Below are 23,324 nucleotides of genomic sequence, written 5' to 3'. Positions count from 1 at the left end.
CCCTTAACTGTCTCTGCGAAGACCTCGGCATTAAATTCCTTACTGGCTTCCAGAATTTTGGAATCAATTGGCTTGCGGCGTGACATAGAACCTCCTTAAATTTGAGGTCTTTACTATGCCATATTACCTAATCTGCTATCAAAAATTTTTAGTTAAATCGCCCTGTAGTCATTCATACTCAAGGCTTTTTATCTTTTTCCAAAGGTTAAAGCTCTCGTTTCTCTACTATGCTGTTTTTAAAATAAAATTTATTTATTTATAATTCAATTATTGATAAAATCGTTTCCATTTATCCCGAGGGCAAAATGACTGCTTTTATTTTAAATTCATCACATGCTGCAGTTTATCCTTCTGCTTTTCAATGGCTTGAAAAACCTCTTTATTATTTGAATGAGAGTCATAACAAAACATCATTATATAAAGCAAGGAATGCAAATAATCTTTGCAAACAAATCCTAGCTAGTTCACTAGAGAATAGCCAGTGCATGATAATAAGCTATCTCTGCTGGCCTATTATCATTTGTGCAACACCTTTTACAGCTTTAATTGATATAGGGATAGGGGTCTGTGAAGCTTTCTATGCTAAGTATAAAGGTGCTACATCGCACCAAATTAGTCTGATTATCCAAAAAAAAATGATTGCATCTCCCATACAGCATCTCGCTTATGTTATTACTAATTTGGCCATCCCTTTGTTTTTTGGTAGCTTGACCATACTTGCTGTTTGCCTGACTTCCTTTTCTATTATTTCCCCCGCCTCTTTACTTGTGGGAAGCTCTCTATTCGCTACTGCTGTGATAGCTCCAAGTATGGCCTTCTCCAACTATCATTTTTCCCAAAAAATTATTGACAGAAAATTGCCTGCATGGATCCGTCCTGAGGGATTTAATATCTTTATTAATGGAGGGTCTTTAGACTGCTTCGGCCATAAAATAACAGCTGAAGACTATACCAATATAGAAGCAAGCTTTTATAAATGGGCAGAAGAACACAGACAAAGACGATATAAATTGCAAAAAAACAAGCAGATAGAACCTGTGCAAAAATGTCTCCAAGACAAAATTGCAATAGTAAATGCTTACCAAAATGACAATTTTAAAATTTTTTTTAATCTTTCTTTAAAGAATGCACCTGCAAGCGATCTGCTGCAGTTGAAACCTGGTTTTCAAATGAAAGATATCAAAAAAGCTTACCTCAAATGGTCCCTTATCTTACATCCTGATAAACACATAGAAAATAGTATTAAAGTTGTTGCAGAAATTCTTTTTAAAAGTGTACTTCGCCCAGCTCGTTTAGAGCTTGAAATAAATTTACAAGGGCATTCTTCTTGAAATCAAATAAAAAAAGGGCTTTAAACAATAAAGCCCTACAAAACAAGGAAAGAAATTAACGTTTTGAGAACTGGAAGCGTTTACGAGCTCCTGGTTGTCCATACTTTTTACGCTCTCTTTTACGAGAATCGCGAGTTAGAAAACCTAGGCTTTTTAAAGCTTGGCGATTGTCTGCGTTCTTCTCAACTAAAGCTCTAGAAATACCTAATCTAGAAGCAATTACCTGACCTTCAATACCGCCACCTTTTACACGGATGAGAAGATCGTAATTTTCAGGATTATCCACTTCGCTTAAAGGGGATAAAATAGTCATTCTTTGCAAAGCTAAAGGAAAATACTCTTCAAATTTTTTTCCATTTACTTCTATCTTTCCAGTACCGGGACGTAGACGAATAGAAGAAACCGCTGTTTTTCTTCTGCCAGTTCCCATAAATTCTTGTTCTTTCATAAGTCCCTTTTTAGATGTTAACGGATTGTGGAGATTGTGCATGCATATCGTGCTCCTCTTTTGCATAAATACGCAACTTTTTCATTTGAGCTTCTGCAAGTCTACTTTTTGGCATCATTCCTTTAATCGCATGCCAAATAATATATTCAGGCTTTCGATCGAGCATAACACGATAAGGAATCTCTCGCATCCCGCTCATAGCCCCTGTGTGATAGCGATAAATTTTTTGAGCATCTTTTGACCCAGTAACTGCAATCTTACTTGCATTAACTATAACAACGCCATCTCCTGTATCGGTATTAGGAGTAAAATCTGTCTTATGTTTCCCTCTTAAGATTTTAGCTACTTCGCTAGCAAATCTTCCTAAAGTCTTGCCTGACGCGTCTAGCTTGAGCCATTTGCGGTTAAGGCGAGCATCCTCTTTGGTGACAAAAAATGTTTTATCTTGTTTTGCATTCATCTACAAGCCTTTAAAAGAGTTTTAAGTTTATTTATTAAAGAAACGATAGTTTACTTGTCTGTTCTTTTTTTGCCAAGAACTTAAGGCTTTTGCTTGAGATAGTCTTGCTAAAAGCCTCTTTTTAAGCTAGACTCCTCTTAATTTTTAACTTCAAAGAAGATCTCTATGCGCAAACAACAAGTAAAAACTTTTTTTGTAAAGACCTATGGCTGCCAAATGAACGAGCTTGACACAGAAATCATGGTTGGTCTTTTGGAGAAAAGAGGATTAAAACGGGTTCTAGAGGAAGATGAGGCAGATCTTTTTATCGCTAACACTTGCTCTATTCGCGATCTCGCTGAGCGTAAGGCATTTGGCAAAATAGGCAGGATGGGGAAAAACTTTTTGGAAAGACCTGTAATTGGCATTACAGGCTGCATGGCAATGGCTAAAAAAGATTCTTTGTTTCGCAAGCTTCCTCATGTGGATTTTGTCTTAGGCACGAATAATATCAGCGATTTAAATGAAGTGCTAGATGAGGTTTTGCTAACAGGAAAGAAAACCATTCGAACTGTAGATCAATTTGAAGAAAATCTGGATTACTTGGTAGCAAAACGAGATGATCCTATGAAAGCTTTTGTCTCTATTATTCGAGGATGTGATAAGTTCTGCACCTATTGCGTTGTTCCTTATACACGAGGACAAGAAGTTTCTCGCCATCCTGATCAAATTGTTGAAGAATGTAAGCTTCTTGTGGAAAAAGGTTACAAAGAAATCACTCTACTTGGACAAAACGTCAACAGCTATGGTAAGGATAAAGCAGAATGGGGCTATTTATTCCACGATTTGCTCTGCCGCTTAGATCAAATACAAGGTTTAGAGCGCATTCGTTTTATGACATCTCATCCTGTGGATATCACTGTTGAACTTATGCAAGCTATCCGAGATCTTCCTTCTGTATGTGAATTTGTGCATTTCCCTATCCAGGCTGGATCTAATCGTATTTTGAAAAAAATGCATCGCATTTATACTTTGGAGACCTACTTAGAAAAAGTAGCTTTATTAAAAAAAATCGTACCTAATGTATCACTTGGTACAGATATCATCGTTGGTTTCCCTACAGAAACGGAGCAAGAGTTTCAGCAAACCTACGATATCTTGAAAGAAATTCGTTACAGCGTAGCTTTTATTTTTTCTTATAGCGCTCGCAAAGGAACTCCTGCATTTCGCTGGAAAGATGATATCCCAGAAGAGGTAAAACAAGAACGTCTACAACGTCTTCTGCAGCTGCATGAGCAAATCTGTGCAGAACAAAGGCAAGAGATATTAGGTTCTCATCTAGAAGTGCTAGTAGAAAAACGCACTAAAGATAAAAATCTTAAAGGGCGCAGCAGATGTTGGAAAAGCATGGTTTTTGCAGGAGGTGACTCTTTAATCGGCTCTTTGCAAACCGTAAAAATTACTGGATTTAGCAACCAAACCCTGCTTGGAGAGCTTGTTCCAAGTCACTTAAAGGCTTTTAGCCATTAATAAACCTGCTAATGCCCAGCCAATAACTAGATCCAAGCAAGTTATAAAGGTATAAGCTGTAGAAAAGTGCCACCAATTCCAAGCAGGTAACACGCCTAGGATTGCTGTTAATAATCCAATCATTGTCACAAAGAGTGTCTTTTCTAAAAAACGTAAGCCTTGCGTTTGTAAAAGCATCCAGGATGCAATTGCTGCTGCCAGAATATAGGAGCATAGAGAAATCATTAGGGTTGCAGCCCCCATTTTTTTCATTCCACCTAACTTTATGGAAGCAAACACAAAAGGACCTGTCTTTAAGATCTCTTCTGCTTTTCTAATCTCTTTTGTAGGTGTATTATTAGAATAATGACTCGTATTAGGTAAAATATAAATTCCGCTTTGTGAGGTGTTTTCCTTAAGGACTTTTGCAACCTCTGCTTCATCTGTAAACTTATAATAGGTTTGTGCATGCCAAGAAAAAACCATCCAAGAGAGCATACTCCAAATAAAAACAGTAACTCCTCCGATTAGAGCGCTCTTAACCAGTTTTCTATACATTTATCTCTCCTATAGCAGATTTTTAAATGCTTGCTCATTTAGTATGTGGACTTTGCATTCTTGCGCTTTAGCCAATTTAGACCCTGGATCTTCCCCTATTAAAAGATAATCGGTATTACGGCTAACAGAGTTTGTCACTCTACCACCTCTTTCTTTAATCAGAAGAGTGGCATCTGTTCTACTATATTCTTTTAAAGTACCAGTTAACACAAATATTTTATTTGCAAAGCGGTGATTTTCAATTTGTATTGTTTGCATCGATTGTGGCTTTATTCCAGATTTGAGTAAAGCTTGCAGCTCTTGCAAATGATCTGGATCTTTAAAATACTCAATAACAGCAATTGCCGTTTTTTCTCCAATTCCTTGAATCTGCTGCAGATCTTCCATACGCATTCTTAAGAGTCCATCCATTGTTCTAGCTGCTTGGGCAAGCAGTTCGGCAGAACCTTCTCCTACATATTTAATGCCCAGAGCTAAGATAAACCGCTCTAAGTTTACATGGCGGGATTTATCAATGCTCTTTAGCAAGTTTTGAATCGATTTTTCTTTAAATCCTTCTAATTGAGCTAAATCTTCTTTAGTTAAAAGGTAGAGGTCAGCTGCACTTTTAATCAATTTTTTCTCGATGAGCTGTTTGATTACCTTATCTCCTAAATGCTCGATATTCATAGCATCTTTACTTGCAAAGAAGAAGATTTTACGCATAACTTGCTCGGGGCAATTTTTGGTATTAGGACACTTCATAGCAACCTCGCCTTCATAGTGCACCACTTTGCTACCACAACTGGGACAAAAATGTGGCATATGCCAGGGGATAGAGGATTTTGTGCGTTTTTTTAAGTTAACCTGCAGCACTTTAGGGATTACATCCCCTCCTTTTTCAATGATTACATAATCTTTTATACGAATATCTTTTCTCTCTATTTCTTCTCGATTATGTAATGTAGCACGAGCAATTGTACTACCAGCTAGTAATACAGGTTCTAACTCAGCTACTGGAGTTAATACCCCTGTTCTTCCCACTTGCACGGTAATATCTCTAATTTGTGTCTCAGCTTGCTCAGGGGCAAATTTATAAGCAATGGCCCATCTAGGACTTTTACCTGTAACACCAAGCTCTGCATGATCTTTTAATAGATCTATCTTAATCACAATACCGTCAATATCAAACGCAAGTTGGTGTCTGTTTTTCTCAATCTGTCTTGCAAAATCCATGATCTCATCTGCTGTATTACAACGCTTGATATACGCATCGGAAAAGCTGGGGAGCCCTAAAGAATTTAAGTGGTGATGACAATCATATTGAGTTGTGCAAGGAGCCTCTGCTTCATTAGCAAAAGCATAAAATACAGCACTTAAAGAGCGCTTAGCTACTTGATTTGCATCAAGTAGTTTTAAAGAGCCTGCTGCTGCATTTCTTGGATTTGCCCATAATTCATCTCCTATAGCTAGTTTGGATTGATTGAGCTTTTGAAAAACCCTATGCAACATAAACACTTCTCCTCTAACTTCTATTTTCTCTTTTGTTTGTATATAAAGAGGAATAGAGCGAATAGCTTTGATATTCGCTGTAATATCATCACCTACTTTGCCATCCCCACGAGTAAGAGCCTGTAGCAATTTGCCATCTTCATAACAGACAGTTATAGCCACTCCATCCATTTTTAGCTCTGCACAAAACTGCAAGTTTTGAGGGCCCAGCCATTTTTGCATGCGTTTAATAAAATCTTCCACTTCTTCTTGTGAATAGGTGTTGCTCAAAGATAGCATAGGAGTTCTGTGTTTTACCTGAATAAATCCTTTAGAAGGCTGATCTGTTAAGCGCTGGGTAGGAGATGAAGGATCAATCCACTCTGGATGGGTTTTTTCAATGGCTTCTACTTTTTTTACCAACTGATCATATTCATAATCTGAGATAACAGGCTTGGCTTCGAGAAAATAGAGTCGATCGTGTTTATTGATCTCCTCTATGAATTGCATGTATTGTTTATGTGTAAAAAAAACTTGTTTAGGACACAAATTGCACCTCAAAAATCATTGTTGCAAGTGGAGGGAGTTGAAATTGTACACCGGTCGGTTTTTTTTGCAGATTATTCATGATTTTTATAGAAGAGTTTAATTTACCAGAACCACCATACTCTTCTTTATCTGTATTAAATACTTCTACTATCCGTACAACATTTGGCAAATGAACTACATAATTGGGTATACAATTAGCACTAAAATTATGCACACAAAACAAAAGTTGCCGCTCCGCTTTTCTTAAATAGCTAATACAACAATTATATTGGTCTGAAAAATCTATCCACTCAAATCCTTTAGAATCAAAATCCCATTCCCATAATGCGAAATTATTCCGATAAAAAGCATTCATTTGCTGAAAAAACCTCTGAAGCATTTGGTGCCTTTCATAGCCTAAAAGTTCCCAAGGAAGCTCTTCTTGAGAGTTCCATTCCTTCCACATGCCTAACTCTACCCCCATAAAAACCAACTTCTTTCCTGGGTGACAGATTTGGTAGCTATAGAATAGGCGTGCATTTGCAAATTTTTGCCAGTCATCCCCTGGCATTTTAGACAATAGATTAGCTTTGCCATGAACAACCTCGTCATGAGACAGAGGAAGAATAAACTTCTCAGAAAAAGCATAGAGCAAACTAAAGGTAAGTATATTTTGATGATAACTGCGAAAAAGAGGATCTTTAGAAAAATACTGCAAACTATCATTCATCCAGCCCATATTCCATTTAAGATCAAAACCAAGACCACCTTTTTCTAAAGGATGGGTTACTCCGGTAAAAGAAGTAGATTCTTCAGCGCACATCAATGCAAAAGGGAATAACTGGTGCACAATGGAGTTAAGGTGTTTGATAAATTCAATGGCTGCTAAATTTTCTCTACCTCCATACGCATTAGGAATCCATTCACCTACTTCCCTTCCATAATCTAGATAAAGCATCGAAGCTACTGCATCCACTCGAAAGCCATCAACATGCATTTTGTCAAGCCAAAAAAGAGCGCTTGCAATCAGAAAGTTCGATACTTCAAATCTACCATAATTAAAAATACAGGTACTCCAATGAGGGTGATATCCTTGACGCATATCTTTATGCTCATATAGACACGTTCCGTCAAAGAGATGTAAAGAGTGACTATCTATGGGGAAATGCGCTGGAACCCAATCTAAAATGACTCCAATATTTTGCTGATGCAGGTAATCTACAAAATACTGGAAGTCCTCAGGAGTTCCAAATCGACTAGTCGGTGCAAAAAAACCGGTTACTTGATATCCCCATGACTCATCAAGAGGGTATTCTGTAATAGGGAGAAGTTCTACATGAGAAAATCCCATCTGATTACAATATTGAGCTAGTTCAAAAGCAATCTCTTTATAATTGAGATAATTTCCTTCTCTTTTCTTCCAGGACCCAAGATGAACCTCATAGATATTCAGAGGGTAACTATCTTTATTGCGTTTTAATTGTTTTTCTCGCCAAACTTGATCGTGCCACTGATATCGATCAATATCAAATACAATAGAAGCGTTTGCAGGTCTTAACTCACAATAGTTCGCATAAGGATCTGTTTTAATCAATACTTCCCCATCGGTATGAATTTCAAACTTGTATTTTTGATAATTACCAATGCCTGGGACAAATAACTCCCAAATACCACCATAACTTCGCATAGGGTTTACACGCCCGTCCCAGTGATTAAAATCACCCACTAAAGAAACCCATCTTGCATTAGGAGCCCAAACCGTAAATTTTACTCCTGCAATTCCCTGATGCGTAGTTACTTTCCCCCCCATAACTTCATAGAGACGATAATGAACCCCTTGCGCAAATAAATGTTTATCCAATTCACCAAAAATAGGACCAAAAGCATAAGGATCATTTGCTAACAAGCCGTTTTGGTGATAAATACAATAATCTCCAAATTCTGTTTTTTCAGGAACTTCACATTCAAATAACCCTTCACTGTCCACCCTTTTAGCTTGAACTATGGATCCAAACACCTCTAAATAAATATTCTCTGCTCCAGGGCGCCAAAGACGAATTACTTTTTTATCATCAACTAGATGCAAACCTAACACATCATGTGGGCTAGAATGGATCTTTTCCTGAAAGTGCTCTAAAAACACACAAATCTCCCTTGTTACTTCACAATATAGTAGTTCTTCCCTCAAATGACAAGGAATCGATAGGTTATATTTTTCTAGAAATCAATCTATGATAATTCAGAATTTTTAATTAAAAAAATCATTTAAATTGATTATAAAACACAAGTCTATATAAACAGTTCATTTTAAATATCATTCACTTTTAAATTAAAATAAAATATTAAATATGCGTATTTCTACCTGCACTTATCTAGACAATTATCCTATAGAGAAAAATGAAATTGCTCCTTCCAATCTATTTCCAGACTTAAATTTGGAAGAAGAGATTGATTTAGATCTAAATTTGCAAGAATTAATAGAGTGTATGGAAAACACCATCTGTAATGAATCTGTAAAATTAAAGAGGCAAAAAAAATGTACAAAACATACTACAGAAACTAAACACAAAGTTGCTGATTGTATTCGTAAAGGTTTCACCCAAAAAGCAGTTGCAGAACACTTTGGAATTTCCTACGATTTGGTAAAAGAATGGAAAACATATGGAAGCAGAACTAAAACAAACAAAACATATTCCATTATTTTTAAAAAAAAAGTTGTACTTCAGCGGCACACAGGTCGACCTCTAAAAGATCTTGTTCAAGAATTCGATGTTTGCAGAAGCACTATATCCAAATGGGCTAGGGATCCCTCTTTACAAGCTAAAATAAAGAAGTTAAGGAATCGGCAGGTTATATTTTTCTAGAATAAGATAAGAAAATACAATAGTATATATAAAAATATTTTTAAGACTTGAAATCTTATTTTTTATGTCTACTATTTTCACAAATTACCTATTTCAACAAGAACAGCCAATTCAAGCAACACACAGCTGTTCTTCTCTATTAAAAAAGACAGATGATCTCTTTAAGTCATGTAATATTCAAGAACAAAAACTCGAAAAGACTTCTAAAGACTTTCGCTCATTTGAAGCATCTAGAAAAGTTTTATACAAATGGCATAGCAAAAAAAAAGAACATAAACAAGGGAAAAGATATTCCATTGAATTTAAACAAAAGGTCATAAGCGAAGTTTATTTAAGCAGATATAAAAACCAAGTTGCTAAAAACCACAACATCTGCTACAGAACTTTAAAGAATTGGATGAAAAAAGTTTCTCAGCCAGCTGAGTCATTATCTAAAACAAAAGAACATCATCAAGAAGGAAGAAGATATCCTCTTGAGTTTAAACAAAGCGTTGTAAGTGAGATTTGTTCAGGTAGGCGTATAACTGAAGTTTCTAAAAATTATAACATTTGCCAAGGCACTTTACGCATCTGGATGAAAAAAGCCTATGCTCTAAATCTTCCATACAATAGCTCGGCAGCTTGGATGTTAAATTAATGAGATTAAAAGCTCAAAGCTGAAGAAGATTTCAAAATCGTTTTACTCTAAATAGTTCTCTTCTGTTTGTTCTTGATGATTAGAACAAAATGGGTAATCGCATTCCATATAACTACAGCGCTTAGTACTCCCTTTGCAATCACAGTCTGCATTAATCAATACGAAGACACATCTGTCTTCTTATTATCCAATAATATGGTTTATTTACCAAAAAAATTAAAATAATTAATACAAATTAACTATAATTATAAAGTAACGTACAATAAAAAAACAATTTGTTAAAGGCTATTATTATGACTATCACAAGAAGCTATATTTTGCATTCTGATGCGTCCATTGAAAACTCTCAAGAATGGGTTCTGAAAGAGACTGAATCACCGCTCGAATTTAAACAGATTGAAACTAACATCAATAAAGTTCTTGAGATCTTCTATAGTTCTATTGATTTCTCACCATTAGTAAACTTTATAAATAAAGAAAATCCTGAATTTGAAGCTTTACTAAATGAAGCCGAGAAAAAACAAATACCTAATTCAGACAGGAAACCTCAGAGAAACATTGAATATAACTTGCGTTATAGACCATATCGGTCCTTTCAAAAACAATCCGATTCATCAGAAGATAAAAAACAACAGGTTTTAGCTCTTACTCATTCAGGCATTGCAAAATCAACTATAGCAAAAGAGCATGGTATACCCCTTGAAACTTTAAAAGAGTGGTGTAGGTTAAGCACCTGGCATGAGCTTAGAAAAGTTATTAAATCAAGAAGATAAAAAAGTTCACTTCAAATTTTATAGAAAATGAGTGAAATTACACTCATCTCTCAAAACAGTCTAACCAAGCTTTTAAGTGAGCAAGAGCGGGAATTTGTAAAATTCCCTCTTTTGTTACTTGTAGCTTTTGTCCCTTATCTTTTCTGTGCACTCTTAAACGACAGCTTGAAATATCTTTAGGAAGTTGACATGCAATAGGTCTTGTATTGCTTGTTTGAATAAACATACGACGCAATCTTTTCTTAGACCATTCTATATCTATCCGATCTAACCTTGTTGTTTGCAATTGAATGATTCTACCACAGTGTAGTTCTGGAGGAACACAAGGCAAAATAGAAAATAGATTCTCTTCTTCTACAAAAAAGAGCCATCTCAGCAATTTAGCACTTTGTAAAAGAAGCATTGTTGCAGGTAAGGTATTCTCTTCTACATCAATGATGCCTTGATAATCACTATCGAATAAGCGAGGCACAAATACCCCTTCAAAAGCGGCTAGGAACACATTCTTAAAGCAACTGATGATTTGTAGTTTTTCTTTTTTTTCAATGGCAATCTGGCATTTACGAATGAGAGAAAACATTTCTTGGTCATTATCTTCATAAGTAATAGAAGGAACCCATTGCGCAAGAGCTAACCAAAAAGGAAACAGTTCTTGTAGATTAAAACGTCTTTGCATCAATTCCCAATCTTGGGCTTTATGAATACCTAGGTGTAATCTTTCTTGCAGGCCTTGTGTTTCTTTTAAGCAAAATGACACGGGAATAGCTAATGTTTGTTTTGGCTGCAGTTGCGATAATGTTGCTCCGTATTGCAACTGCAAAACAGAAGGGGCTTTTTCACAAAGCAGTAGTAATTCTGAAGCTTTATAGAAAAGAGAATAACGTATATAGCCATCTAAAGTTCTGCCAAATACGCAAATTGAGCCGGTTTCTAAATTCAATTCTGCTGTAAATGACTGAATAGGCCCTCTAATAAAAAGGCGTAACTCTATGGGCTTTATGCGATTTTCCAAATCGGTAAATCGCAATAGGGTTGGAAATATTTCTACTTTAAAATGACTATTAGGCAAAAGAAAAACGCTTCCCATTTTATGAGAGAAAGGACGCATGCGATGAGCAATGGTAATATTCATACAATCCTCCCTAAAAGACCTTCGGGAGTGTTTTCATATAGTTGCATCTCTACAAGATCATTAGATTTAAGACCTTTATCTTGACTCATTACTTGTAGAAAATTTTCTGTATGACCACTAGATATATCCTCTGCTTTCTCTATTAATACAGGAAGAGTACGGCCAACATATTTTTCTCTTAAGAAATACGCATGTTCTTCAGCTAAGCGTAAAACTTGCTGTTTTCTTATGTTAACAACTGCTGGGTCTATCCGGTTAGGATAAAGAGCTGCTCTTGTTCTTGGACGTGGACTATAGGGAAACATATGTACTTTTGCAAAACGCACGTAGTCCATTACAGATAAGGTATCTTGAAAGTCTAGTTCACTTTCCCCTGGGAAACCAACTATGACATCGGTTGTGAAGGTAAAATCAGGGTTTGCACCACGTAGTCTATCTACTGTTTCTAGAAAAATTTCTCTGGTATATTTACGGTTCATACGTTTTAAAATGGTGTTTGATCCTGATTGCAGCACAACATGCATAGAAGCACAGGTGTGTTTTGAGTGTAAAACAGCATCTGCTAAATCCTCATCTATCTCATCGGGATCAATCGAAGAGATACGCAATCTTTGTATTCCTTCTATTGCATCTACTTGCCTAACCAGATCTGCTAAACGAATTTTTTCAGTAGATTCAAAATCGCCAATATTAATCCCTGTTAAAACAATTTCTTTATACCCATTAGCAACTAACCCTTTTACTTCTTGCAAAATATCTGTTAAATCTCGAGAGCGAGAGCGACCCCGCACATAAGGAATAATACAATACGTGCAAAAGGAGTTACATCCATCTTGGACTTTAACAAAAGCTCGGGTATGGGCTTCAAATTGACAGATTTTAAACTCTGGCATCTCTTGTTCTGGAAATACATAGGAGAGAAGATTTTCCTTATCTTTATTGGGCACAATACAATCTATTTCACCCATTCCCTGCAGAGCCTCTTTTGCACTCTCAACAAGACATCCTGTAACAACAATCTTTGCATCGGGGTATTTACGATGCAAATGACGAATTTGATAGCGGCTGGAGCTGTCTGCTGACTCTGTAACGGTGCAAGTATTAACAATACATAAATCCACCTGCTCTGCTTCTTTGGCCTCACTATAGCCTAAGGTAAGCAGTTGATCTTGATAAGCCTGTGATTCGTATTGGTTGGTACGACAGCCTAGAGTGACAACTTTAAATTTTTTTTTCTGATTCATAGTGGATAAAAGTATACTAAAACAAGCCTAAAAATAGATAGAAATAAAGAAAAGACAGTTATCTTTTAAAAAAGATTAATATTTTGAAAAGCTATTCATAACGCCTTGTTCTTTTAAAGAAACAAAACGATCTCTACCTATAATCAGATGGTCATCAATCTCGATACCCATAATCTGACCAGACTGCATAAGAACCCTCGTTAATTCAATATCAGCTTTAGATGGAGTGGGATCCCCACTGGGATGATTATGAGCCAAAATCATACTATGAGCCTTATAGCGCACAGCAGGATAAAATACCTCCCTTGGATGGATCAATACCTGAGATAGTGTTCCAACTGCTACCTGTTCTCTGTGAATTAAAAACCCACGCACATCTCGCAAGATGACTAATAAAACTTCTTGAGAATAGTGACCAATTTCTCCTTTTGCTAAAAGATAGGCCTCTTCTACCGATTGAATGGAGTATTTTTTTAAAGACTGAGGACGACGGCATTTCAGAGCGATACCAAAAACCGCTTTTAACTGAATTGCTTTAGCAAGTCCTATTCCCTTAAGTTCCATAAGTTCAATTACAGAAGCATCTAACAGATACTCAAGGCTGCCAAATCGTACAATGAGCTCTTCTGACAAACTCAAAACCGACTTACCTCGCGTTCCACTGCTTAAAACAATAGCTATGAGCTCTGCTAAAGAAAGAGAATCAATCCCATCTCGCATTAAACGCTCTCTGGGCCTCTCTTCTGCTGGAATTGCTTTTAAAGTCATGAATTAATCCAGTAAAAATGGTTGCAGACGATGTTCTAAGGAAGTTGGTATTTCTAATTTCATTACAACATCATTTTCTTCATACTCACATTCAAGAACTCTTCCTAAACGCATCAATTCGCTAACAAGTGCATAATGACTTTGTGGAATCTTAACTCGAACTGTTTTGCGTAAAAGAGCAATTTCACGCATCATGCTATCGAATAAAATCTCAAATCCTTCTCCTGTTTCTGCACAAATAGGCACGGTTTTCTGATATAAGATCCGAAATTTAGCTAACATAGAGTGATTAGGACATAGATCGATTTTATTTAACACTGTAATAATCGGCTTATCTTCAGCCCCTAGTTCTTTTAAAACAGCTAGAGTTTCTTCTGCCTGAGAAAAAGCCATTGGATGACTCACATCAATTAGATGCAATAAAATATCGGTGTGAATAGCCTCTTCTAACGTACTGCGAAAAGCTGCAACGAGTGTATGTGGAATCTTACGAATAAATCCAACGGTATCAATTAATAAAATAGCCTGTTTATTGGGCAAAATAAATTTACGAGTTGTGGTATCAAGAGTTGCAAATAACTTATCCTCTACTAAAACATCAGCTTGCGTTAGCGCTCTAAGAAGTGTGGACTTACCTACATTCGTATAACCCACTATGGCAAATGTCGGTATTTCAGTACGGATTCTCAATCCCCGTTGTGTATGGCGCTGTTTAGCCACTTGCTCGATTTCTTGCTTTAATGAATCGATTTGACGTCGCAGGATCCGTCTATCAATTTCTATCTGTTTTTCTCCTTCGCCTTTTAAATAAGCTCCACCTCCTGCACTCTGACGAGAAAGATGTGTCCATAAACGCTTCAAGCGAGGCATCTGATATCTTGCTTTAGCAAGTTCTATTTGCAGACGCGCTTCTCTGGTTTGCGCTCTTTGTGCAAACACCTCAATAATTAATTCTGTGCGATCAATTACAGCTTTTTTTAAGAGCTTTTCTAAATTACGTTGTTGATGAGGACTAATCTCATCATCAAACACAACCACATCAGCGTTTAAATCAATTACCATTTGAACTAGCTCTTCTACTTTCCCTTTGCTCAAATAAGTGGCTGCATCTACTTTACGTAGCATGCAAGCAAATCTAGCAGCAACTTGCCAACCATAGGTTTCACAAAGACGCTCTAATTCACTTAAATAATCATTGCAAAGAGCTTTTTGTTGACTATGAGAATAAACCCCTACAAGAATTGCTCTATGTAAATTCTTTAATTCAAGTGAGGCTGGGTCAATTGCCATGTACATCCTTTTTAGGTATTGTAAAAAAAACAGCCATACCATCATAGGCAAGCTCAAATCCAGACGGAAGCTGCGTGTTCATACTATGCTCGAAATCATGAGATAGATGGGTAAAATATGTTTTTTTGGCCCCTATAAGGGTAGAGAATTCCACAGCTTCTTCTATTCCAAAATGTACCTCTGTAGCCTCTTTTTTATGCACACTGATCGTAAGGATTTCCACTCCAATTAGCCTATCTATTACCTGATTAGAGTAATACCTTATATCAGATACATAGGCAAAATTTCCTACGCGAAAACCCGTTACTTGTACTTCTGCGTGCAAATAGGAAAAGAAAACCCATTGAACCCCTTGAAAAAAAATAGAGCCGAATTCTTGAGGAAGCACACGAAAATCAAGTTGGGCTGTTACACTTTTTTTATCGTCGGTGGGTTGAAATAAATAGGGATAGCGCTGCTTGAGTTCTTCAAAAGTTAGCTCAGATAACAAGCAAGGCGTTTTAGATTTATGTAAAAAATAATACGCTCTTAAATCATCCAATCCAGCAATGTGATCTGAATGAGCATGAGAGATCAACACCCCATCTATTTTTTCAACTCCTAACCGTAAAGCCTGCATACGAAAATCAGGTCCTACATCAATCACAAAATTCTTATCCGCTACTTGTATCAAACCAGAAGGACGCATTCTCTTATCTAGTGGATTAGGGGAATTACATGCTGCACAATGACAGCCAATCATAGGGATTCCCATAGATCCGCCGGTCCCCATAAATGTAAATTGCGCTTGTATGCCCATAGTCGATCTATTTTAAGTAATGCATTAGTTCTTGAAAAGAAAGAGTTATCATTCCCTGTATTGCTTGTGCCAATTTTTCTCCGAAATAAGCATGATATAATAGCCCTCTAGATCCCATAGCTGTAATTACCCACACTCTACTAGAAACCTCTTTTACCATCGGAAGATAATGTCCTTGACGCTTTACTCTTATAGCAGAAGAGCAATCTATAGGCTTTAACCGCCAAATATCTGGATAGAAGCTAGAGGCTTTGGTAAAAAGCAAATTTTGAGTATTCAATAGATCCGCTGTATCTGTTAGATCATGACGCTCATACGTTGCACCAACGTGACAGATCTTCGGCTCATAAGAGGTTGCTATATAGCCTTTACCTACAAGACTTTTCTCTATTTGCAAATCAAGAGGAATTTCACAAGTGAGCACCTGTCCTTTGATAAACCTCAATTTCAGTTGTTCAAATTCTGGGAAATTACGAATAGAGGCTCCTGCTGCAACAACTATTTGATCAAAGTCTTTTAATTGTTTTAAATCTGTAATTTTCTCTGCAATAAATTGTCCACCTCTTTCTGCAATAGCTAGCCGCATTCCTTGCAGATAACGTTTACAAAATACCGTTTTCCCTGATTTTATCAAGAAGTGATCTTTTCCTAAATCTACAACATCTTTAAAAACCACACAGTGATTTTTATAAGCCTTCCTTTGTTTCTCATTTTGAGCAATGCGAATGATTCCTTCTCTATATACCTCTTCTCTTAAGCTTGCTTTTGCTATTTGTAACAATTCTTCTGTCTTTTGCATAGCCTCAGTTGCAAAAAGTGACCTTCGCCCCTCTTCCCCTACATAAGGATGGAGTAAACCCGCTGCTACAGCAGATGCTCCTCCCGAGAAGAGATCAAATACAACTACTTGATTCTTTAGGTTCAGCAAATTCCAAGCTGCTGCTAATCCAGAAAAACCAGCACCTATAATTGCAATTCGCATAACTATCTTTTTTGCATCATTAAAATATGTGATTCTGCAGCAAATTGAAAAAAGAATACTACACTCGGTGCCAAAAGAACAGAAACCGGTAGCATGATCAACACCAAGTCCAGAGGATTAGCTGATGAAAGATAAAATGCATGGGTCATATTCAGTGAGATCACAAGCAATCCTAAGATACATCCCACTGGAATAACTGAGATGATAAATAACATAAAATTAGTCAATAAAGAATGACTCATTCTACTCAACATGCATTTAATCCACTCTTTGGGCAAACAATCCCTTAAGGCTACAATCGGCGTTAAAAAAAAAAATAAGATCAAAAAAAGAATAACCAAACAAACCATACTCAAAAACAATAAAAAAGGACCAAATGATAGAAAAACCCCTAGCGCCCAACCTACCTTAGGCAGCGCTTTAATCAAATAAAACAAACCAAGAGCTGTCCACAAGATTAAATACCCGATGATTAAAGGCATGCCTAAATAAGCAATTTCAACCATCACCCTTTTGGATAAAGAAAAGGTTTTTCGATAGTTCATTTTCCTTTCTTTAATCTCATCATGATAAAGACGGATTAACAAAACTCCAAGAGATAGTCCTAATATACCTATAGCAAAAAAGGGCAGAAAATTCCAATTGAGCATCAACCAGTCTTGCGTTTGTAGCCCCAATGACTTGCAAAGAAGCAGACCAAATCCACAACACCACAATACCACAAATACAAACAACAGCTTCTTTATCGAAAAGCTCAGTCGCAATGCTCGATTAAAAGAAAATTCTATATCATTCCAGGTCATAGATAAAATGCAGTAAAATAAAACAAATGATAACATCCCTTTCTAATGTTAACCAGGTCTAAAATAAAAATTATTTATCCAAAACCATTTTAGATTCCTTAAGATCTTGAAATACGGTCATATCGTTTAATCTTTATGGGAAAGAAGTGAACTTTTTCTACAATCAACCTCAAGTTTGTTTATTGACAAATTCATTTTGAACTCTAAACTTACACAAACAATTTACTTAAAAATTAACCGACTGTGCATAAACTTAAAGCCTTTATCTACTCACTACTCCTTGTAACTACACCCTCTCTTTTTGTATATCCTCAAGATGCGCGGCAAATCACCCCACAAAAACTCAACTTGGAAGAGAAGAGCACAGAAAGCATTTTATCCTATGATGAAATCATGTATCTTCTTGATGAGCTTGAATCAGGAGAGCTCGAAAAAAGATCTACTTCTGAAGATCTAGAGAAAATCAATCACTTCCTTGCTCTTTTAGCAAAAGAAGGCATTCTTCCTGATGAATCTGGAGAGGATTTATCCGATGATGTGGAAGAGCTTTTACACGCAGACAATCCTTATAAATATGTTTTTTCTCTAGATGCTTCTTCCTACATGGTTGTTCCAGCTATTGCTAACGAATATGGAGAAATGACCCTTTGTAAAAGTTGGCTGGGGAAAAAATGGAAAAAAACCAAAAAGTTTGCCAAAAAACACAAGAAAGCGATCATCATTGGAGCCGCTATTATCATAACGGCTGCAGTTGTCGCTGTCGCAATAGTGGCAGCTTCTTCTGCAACAGCCACAGTAGCTAGCGCAGCAGGAGCTGCTGGATCAGCAGCGGTATCTGGATCTGATAAATCGCATAAACGCGAAGAAGAATCTGCTCCTGCAGTTTTTAGTGAAACTCCGTCCACAGTAGCAGCTGAAGCTTCTACTTTAAAAGAAGCCATGGATGAACAGATCTTTTCCTTTAAGGAAAACATTGTTAATGAGCAATTTTTTCATCCACCTAACCCATTAAACCCACAGCAAGATCTCTCTTGGGAAGAAAATGGAAGGATGTTAGGAGCTCTTTTTGCTCATGACAGCCTTAAAAAGACTGAGCAACAAATCTCTGAATATCCAGAATTTTTTCAAGCAGATAGAGGAGAGCGCTATCCGTTTTCTCTAGAGAGAAGTGGAATGCCATTTGATTTGGGACATCTGGAGATTGATCGGAAGTTTACCACCGATTATACCTCTTTATATACTTCAGAAAGAGAAGCTGATTTTACGACTCTTTCCTATCAGGCACGAGGAGAAAGAGCATTAGCTTATGGCTATTTAACTCAAGCAGTTCATGATTTAGGAAAAGCTATTGAGCTTAACTCGGAAAACCCTCTTCCTTATCTGGAAAGAGGATTTGCTCATTTTGGTTTGGGGCAATATGATAGCTGTTTAGAAGATTACCATACATATACTTCTCAAACTCCAAAAGCCTTATCGATTCCTGAGTTTAATTTGAGTTTTGCTAAGGCACTTCCTAAAGGAATTTATGATTCTGGAAAAGGGCTACTCTTTTTTCTTTCTGATTTAGTTATGCATCCTGTTCACACTGGTGAACAGATGTGGAGTGCTTTTACTCTTCTTAGTAAACTTGTTCGCTCTGAGAAATGGGATGCTTTAGGTGAAACTTTAGCTCCAGAAGCTTACCAACTTGTTAAAGAATGGGATACTCTTCCTTCTGATACACGAGGAGAATTAGCTGGATATATCTTTGGCAAGTATGGGTCTGATATCCTCATACCTGCTGCTTTAGCTAAGGCTATTTCTAAAAGCATGAAAGGGGCACAAGAATTAAATATAGTTTATAAGAGGCTTCAAACCGCTGAAAAGACGCTTCTTCTTGAATCTGTTGCTGGTTTAGAAAATAGTATGAAAATTGCAGAAATTGTCCAATTAGAACAACAGATTTCTAGTTGGCTAGGAGAAAGCACACAGCTAATTCGTAATGGAGCAGGAGATCCTATTTTTCTTTCTAAAGATGGAATAAGGAAAGTGCGATTTGACTTTAATCGCCCTTTTCCTCGTGAAAGCCCTCATTTACATTTTGAGCATTTTATTGATGGTGAATGGAAGGAAATCAATCGAATATATCCAAGTAATGTTCCACATAAATAGGAGGTAATATTTTGAGAATGTTAGATGATGAATCTGATAAAAAACTAGATAGAGTTAGTATATTTTTAACTATAGAAGAAGCCAAACAATTGCAAAGTTATTTAAATAAATTATTAGACAGCCCTGAAATGCAACACGCTCATTTATCAAGCAATGATTATCAAAAGGATATTACTATTTGTTTATATGATAATAAAAATTTTATAAATCTTCACCCTAGAGCAATAAAGTTAATAAAAGAAGACAAATAATTCTTTGGCTTACTAGTGGGAGGGCATGAAGTATATCATCTAATGTCTCTATAAGAGTTATGCCTGGAAAACCTCATAGTCCCTTTCTATACCAACAAAAACCTTATATTGTTCAAATGAAGGATGGAAAGACACTTGATAAACTTGGAAATAAGGTCAATAAAAATGCCCCCGAAGCTCATGTTCCAATTGATGAATTTATTTATAGGAATAATTAGGCATGGATATAGATAGAGAACAAATATTAATTAGTGTTTTAGAAACTATTGAAGGCATTTCTGATAAGGAATACCAGAAAAGAGTTTGGATTCGAGGAGTGGGTCCGGAATGTGATGACTTTGATGAGACAGTATGCAATTTTTTTGGCGATGGTAACCCACTTATAGAAAACTATAAAGATTTTGGAATCACAGAAAGTCAGTACCATCTGTTAGTCAAATTTCGAGATGAGTTTAATGATTTTTGCCGAGGACCCGCACTGGAGTATTATCTTCCACAACTATTTATAGACACACCAGAATGGGGAAAAATTATGGAAATGGCAAAAGAAGTATTGAAAGCTTTTAACTTCCATAAAGAGTAAGTTTGGCAACAAAGAGTTAAAAAAACATTGCATTGAATAAATAGGTAAATTTTTCATAAGTAGAAAAATGATAAAAAATAAAAACTATCACGAATGGCTTCTCGAGAAGTTAAAAGATCATACGAAGCTGTCGCATATCTTCATGCAGCCTTAGAAGATAAGCCTTAAAGGAGATGAGGAATCTCAATACCTTTTATCTCTTGCTCTTCGAAACATTGCTCATTTAGAATGGCACTCCTAAATGTCACGCTATTGTGTCACTAGTAATTGCTCTTGGATTAAACTTAAGGTTAACATAAATTTAAGCACCTGAACATCATCCAAGTGCCTTTATTATTTAATAACGGTTTGCATAACCTGTGATTAAATAAATCAGAAATAATATGATAAAAATAAAGAAAAGCACTTTAGCAATAGTAGTTGCCGTGCCTGAAACACCTCTAAATCCAAAAAACCCTGCTATAATCGCAATGACTAGAAATATGACTGCCCATGTTAACATAAATTCTCTCTCCTCTTAAAATTCATAGAATACTCTTAACTTACCTATTTTTTTGTTCTATTTCTTTTGTCGTAATTTCGTCAACTATTTAAATAAAAATTTATAAAAAAATGTAGAAATTACCTTCTTTATTAAAATACTTAAATTTTTATAGCTAATTAGGAAAGAGCTGAGTTTGCTTTAAGCGCTTCTTTTATGGTGTGATCGCAGGCATATTTTAGATAGGGCTCTAAATACATATCTGCTAAACGACTAACCGTTAAGCAAAGCTCTAAAGGAACATCCTTATCGTCGGTATAAAGATAATGGAGCAAATACAGAATCTCTTTGTAATCGATCCCCTGTAATTTTTCTATGGGATCGATTTTCTTAAGCATAGTAATAGAGGATATATTGGCTTGTCCTGTATAAATTTTATGAACCAAATAAAAGAAGCTTTCACAATTAGCTTCCTGGAATTTCCCTAATAGACCCTTATCTTTGAGTATAGCATTAGCCTGATTCCATTTCTTTTTATCACAGGCCTTTTTTAAATCCGGTTCTGAATATACATCTGCTAAACGACCAACCGTTAAGCAAAGCTCTAAGGGAACGTCCTTATCGCCAGTATAAAGGTAATGGAGCAAATACAAGATTTCTTTGTAATCGACACCCTGTAATTTCTCTATGTGATTCATTTCTTTGAGCATGGTAATAGAAGATATGTTGGCTTGCCCTGTATAAATTTCATGAACTAAATAAAAAAACCTTTCATAATTAGCCCCCTGAAATTTCCCTAATAGGCCCTTATCTTTAAGAGCAAGAGATGCTTGATTCCACTTCTTTTTATCACAAAATTTTTTTAAATCCAGTTCTGAATATGTATCTGCTAAGCGACTAACCGTTAAACAGAGCTCTAAAGGAACATTGGCTTCACCAGTATAAATGTAGTGAAGCAAATACAAGATTTCTTTGTAATCAAGTCCTTGTAATTTCTCTATATCTAGATCTTTGAACGTAATAACAGAGAATACATCGGTTTTACCTGTGTAACTGTGATGAACAAAATAAAAGAACTTTTCGTAATTAGCACTTTGAAATTTCCCTACCAGATTCATATTTTTGAGCCCAAGAACAGCTTGATCCCATTTCTTTTTATCGCATGTCTTTTTTAAATCTGGTTCTAAATAGATATCTGCTAAACGACTAACCATTAAGCAAAACTCTAAAGGAACAGCGACATCACCGGTATAAATATAGCGAAGTAAATACAAGAACCCTTCGTAATCTATGCCCTGTAATTTTATTGTACGATCTTGGTCTTTGAGTATAATAGCAGTCTGAGATCCTTCTGCAAAATCTGTTTGAAAAAGACTGTTAAAGTAAGCATTTCTTTGTGCCAAAACTTCCCTGTTTACTAAAACTGTTTGAAGATTTTGTAAATTGCCTACGATTAAAGTTTGGTTACTGTATTCTTCTTTATTAATAAGATAATCAAGCGCAGATGTAAATTTCTTATCCGCTTTAAAATTTTTGCTTTTATTCAGACAAATGATTTCCCAAACTGCTTTAATAACAAAATTACTTTTGGCTAAACATCCTGCATTTAATAGATGTAGCGTCTTTTCAGGCTTTTTTGTTAAATACTCTTTTAGATGTCCAATCATTTCCTCTTTTTCAATGTAAGAACAACAAGCAATTGCTAAAGTGATATTTTGACTAAAGTTAGCGCTTACTAAGTAAGAAATTACATTTTCTGGAACTAATCTACTTTGAATTGACTGGATTACTTTTAAGCTCTTGGTTTGATCCCCGGAAATATGAGTTAAAATATAACTCTCAAAAGAAAAAATAAAAGAAAGACATTTTTCATTTTCAAAATTTGGATTACTTTCAAAACGAGAAGAAACATAGGTATCTAGCTTATTCGTTAATTCCATGGCATCTACAATAAATGCAGGCTGCTCTAGCACAGAAGGATCTTTTTCAATGAAATCCTGTATTTTATTAATTGTTGAATGAACATCTACTTCATTTTGCGGTTTAAAGTAATTAATAATCCTTCCAAACCACATTGTTCTACTTGTAATAATTGCATGATATTCTTGTATAGGAGAACAGGGCGATTTAACTAAAAATTTTTGATAGCAGATTAGGTAATATGGCATAGTAAAGACCTCAAATTTAAGGAGGTTCTATGTCACGCCGCAAGCCAATTGATTCCAAAATTCTGGAAGCCAGTAAGGAATTTAATGCCGAGGTCTTCGCAGAGACAGTTAAGGG

The 23,324-nt window shown here is 36.0% G+C and carries 22 protein-coding genes; 8 read left to right on the top strand and 14 right to left on the bottom strand.

From position 1 onward, the window contains the following. The first annotated feature begins 305 nt into the window (after positions 1-305). A complete protein-coding gene (locus RHTP_RS08500; protein WP_138107689.1) occupies positions 306-1,331 on the top strand; it encodes a J domain-containing protein in 1,026 nt (341 codons plus the stop codon). 55 nt (positions 1,332-1,386) lie between these two features. Here RHTP_RS08500 and rpsI read toward each other — a convergent pair whose 3' ends face one another. After that, positions 1,387-1,779: a 30S ribosomal protein S9 gene (gene rpsI, locus RHTP_RS08495; protein WP_138107688.1), complete on the bottom strand. Its 393-nt coding sequence runs from the start codon at positions 1,777-1,779 to the stop codon at positions 1,387-1,389. A gap of 10 nt (positions 1,780-1,789) precedes the next feature. Further along, positions 1,790-2,239: a 50S ribosomal protein L13 gene (gene rplM, locus RHTP_RS08490; protein ID WP_138107687.1), complete on the bottom strand. Its 450-nt coding sequence runs from the start codon at positions 2,237-2,239 to the stop codon at positions 1,790-1,792. A 165-nt stretch (positions 2,240-2,404) separates the two neighbouring features. Between rplM and miaB the strand changes: the two genes are divergently transcribed. Then, the gene (miaB, locus tag RHTP_RS08485) at positions 2,405-3,748 is read left to right on the top strand and encodes a tRNA (N6-isopentenyl adenosine(37)-C2)-methylthiotransferase MiaB (RefSeq protein ID WP_138107686.1); all 1,344 of its coding nucleotides are present in this window, start codon (positions 2,405-2,407) and stop codon (positions 3,746-3,748) included. Here miaB and RHTP_RS08480 read toward each other — a convergent pair. The 3 genes from RHTP_RS08480 to glgB are packed head-to-tail and all read right to left on the bottom strand — an operon-like array spanning position 3,728 to position 8,426. Further along, positions 3,728-4,285 carry a hypothetical protein gene (locus RHTP_RS08480; protein ID WP_138107685.1) on the bottom strand — a complete coding sequence of 186 codons (558 nt, stop codon included), beginning with the start codon at positions 4,283-4,285 and terminating at the stop codon, positions 3,728-3,730. The genes miaB and RHTP_RS08480 overlap by 21 nt on opposite strands. A 9-nt stretch (positions 4,286-4,294) precedes the next feature. Beyond that, positions 4,295-6,304, bottom strand: coding sequence for an NAD-dependent DNA ligase LigA (gene ligA, locus RHTP_RS08475; RefSeq protein ID WP_244609550.1), 2,010 nt, complete (start codon positions 6,302-6,304; stop codon positions 4,295-4,297). Then, positions 6,294-8,426 (bottom strand): 1,4-alpha-glucan branching protein GlgB, encoded by a 2,133-nt coding sequence (gene glgB / locus RHTP_RS08470; RefSeq protein WP_244609549.1) that lies wholly within the window; start codon positions 8,424-8,426, stop codon positions 6,294-6,296. The genes ligA and glgB overlap by 11 nt, the downstream gene beginning before the upstream one ends. Positions 8,427-8,631: 205 nt before the next feature. Here glgB and RHTP_RS08465 point away from each other — a divergent pair, with 205 nt between their 5' ends. The 3 genes from RHTP_RS08465 (at position 8,632) to RHTP_RS08455 (ending at position 10,557) form a co-directional block, all read left to right on the top strand. Then, positions 8,632-9,147, top strand: coding sequence for a helix-turn-helix domain-containing protein (locus tag RHTP_RS08465; protein WP_138107684.1), 516 nt, complete (start codon positions 8,632-8,634; stop codon positions 9,145-9,147). A gap of 64 nt (positions 9,148-9,211) precedes the next feature. Further along, complete coding sequence (locus tag RHTP_RS08460; protein ID WP_138107683.1) at positions 9,212-9,784, top strand: hypothetical protein; 573 nt, start codon at positions 9,212-9,214, stop codon at positions 9,782-9,784. Positions 9,785-10,077: 293 nt separating this feature from the next. Beyond that, positions 10,078-10,557 carry a hypothetical protein gene (locus tag RHTP_RS08455; protein WP_138107682.1) on the top strand — a complete coding sequence of 160 codons (480 nt, stop codon included), beginning with the start codon at positions 10,078-10,080 and terminating at the stop codon, positions 10,555-10,557. A 43-nt stretch (positions 10,558-10,600) separates the two neighbouring features. Here RHTP_RS08455 and RHTP_RS08450 read toward each other — a convergent pair whose 3' ends face one another. From RHTP_RS08450 to RHTP_RS08420, 7 genes are all read right to left on the bottom strand, one after another. After that, positions 10,601-11,689 (bottom strand): hypothetical protein, encoded by a 1,089-nt coding sequence (locus RHTP_RS08450; protein ID WP_138107681.1) that lies wholly within the window; start codon positions 11,687-11,689, stop codon positions 10,601-10,603. Further along, positions 11,686-12,933, bottom strand: coding sequence for a tRNA (N(6)-L-threonylcarbamoyladenosine(37)-C(2))-methylthiotransferase MtaB (gene mtaB / locus RHTP_RS08445; protein ID WP_138107680.1), 1,248 nt, complete (start codon positions 12,931-12,933; stop codon positions 11,686-11,688). Before mtaB ends, RHTP_RS08450 begins: the two co-directional genes overlap by 4 nt. Before the next feature lie 75 nt (positions 12,934-13,008). After that, a complete protein-coding gene (gene radC / locus RHTP_RS08440; RefSeq protein WP_138107679.1) occupies positions 13,009-13,701 on the bottom strand; it encodes a RadC family protein in 693 nt (230 codons plus the stop codon). Between the two features lie 3 nt (positions 13,702-13,704). Next, the gene (gene hflX, locus RHTP_RS08435; RefSeq protein WP_244609548.1) at positions 13,705-14,991 is read right to left on the bottom strand and encodes a GTPase HflX; all 1,287 of its coding nucleotides are present in this window, start codon (positions 14,989-14,991) and stop codon (positions 13,705-13,707) included. Continuing rightward, positions 14,981-15,790 carry an MBL fold metallo-hydrolase gene (locus RHTP_RS08430; protein ID WP_138107678.1) on the bottom strand — a complete coding sequence of 270 codons (810 nt, stop codon included), beginning with the start codon at positions 15,788-15,790 and terminating at the stop codon, positions 14,981-14,983. The genes hflX and RHTP_RS08430 overlap by 11 nt, the downstream gene beginning before the upstream one ends. 7 nt (positions 15,791-15,797) lie before the next feature. Continuing rightward, positions 15,798-16,772 carry an FAD-dependent oxidoreductase gene (locus RHTP_RS08425; RefSeq protein WP_138107677.1) on the bottom strand — a complete coding sequence of 325 codons (975 nt, stop codon included), beginning with the start codon at positions 16,770-16,772 and terminating at the stop codon, positions 15,798-15,800. Positions 16,773-16,774: 2 nt separating this feature from the next. Beyond that, a complete protein-coding gene (locus tag RHTP_RS08420) occupies positions 16,775-17,575 on the bottom strand; it encodes a hypothetical protein (protein WP_138107676.1) in 801 nt (266 codons plus the stop codon). Positions 17,576-17,818: 243 nt separating this feature from the next. Between RHTP_RS08420 and RHTP_RS09030 the strand changes: the two genes are divergently transcribed. The 3 genes from RHTP_RS09030 (at position 17,819) to RHTP_RS08405 (ending at position 20,560) form a co-directional block, all read left to right on the top strand. Beyond that, positions 17,819-19,726 carry a tetratricopeptide repeat protein gene (locus RHTP_RS09030; protein WP_244609547.1) on the top strand — a complete coding sequence of 636 codons (1,908 nt, stop codon included), beginning with the start codon at positions 17,819-17,821 and terminating at the stop codon, positions 19,724-19,726. 17 nt (positions 19,727-19,743) lie between these two features. Then, complete coding sequence (locus RHTP_RS08410) at positions 19,744-19,977, top strand: hypothetical protein (RefSeq protein WP_138107675.1); 234 nt, start codon at positions 19,744-19,746, stop codon at positions 19,975-19,977. A 220-nt stretch (positions 19,978-20,197) separates the two neighbouring features. After that, a complete protein-coding gene (locus RHTP_RS08405; protein WP_138107674.1) occupies positions 20,198-20,560 on the top strand; it encodes a hypothetical protein in 363 nt (120 codons plus the stop codon). A gap of 337 nt (positions 20,561-20,897) precedes the next feature. Here the strand turns inward: RHTP_RS08405 and RHTP_RS08395 are convergent, their stop codons facing one another. Both RHTP_RS08395 and RHTP_RS08390 read right to left on the bottom strand, forming a co-directional pair. Then, entirely contained in the window at positions 20,898-21,062 is a 165-nt protein-coding gene (locus tag RHTP_RS08395; protein WP_138107673.1) for a DUF1328 domain-containing protein, read from the bottom strand. Between the two features lie 158 nt (positions 21,063-21,220). Then, positions 21,221-23,209 carry a BTB/POZ domain-containing protein gene (locus RHTP_RS08390; RefSeq protein ID WP_138107672.1) on the bottom strand — a complete coding sequence of 663 codons (1,989 nt, stop codon included), beginning with the start codon at positions 23,207-23,209 and terminating at the stop codon, positions 21,221-21,223. Positions 23,210-23,324 lie beyond the last annotated feature (115 nt).

The organism is Candidatus Rhabdochlamydia sp. T3358 (assembly GCF_901000775.1).
In the GTDB taxonomy this organism is placed as follows: domain Bacteria; phylum Chlamydiota; class Chlamydiia; order Chlamydiales; family Rhabdochlamydiaceae; genus Rhabdochlamydia.
Note: the sequence above shows the minus strand (reverse complement) of the source record. Positions and strands in the feature narration are given on the sequence as shown.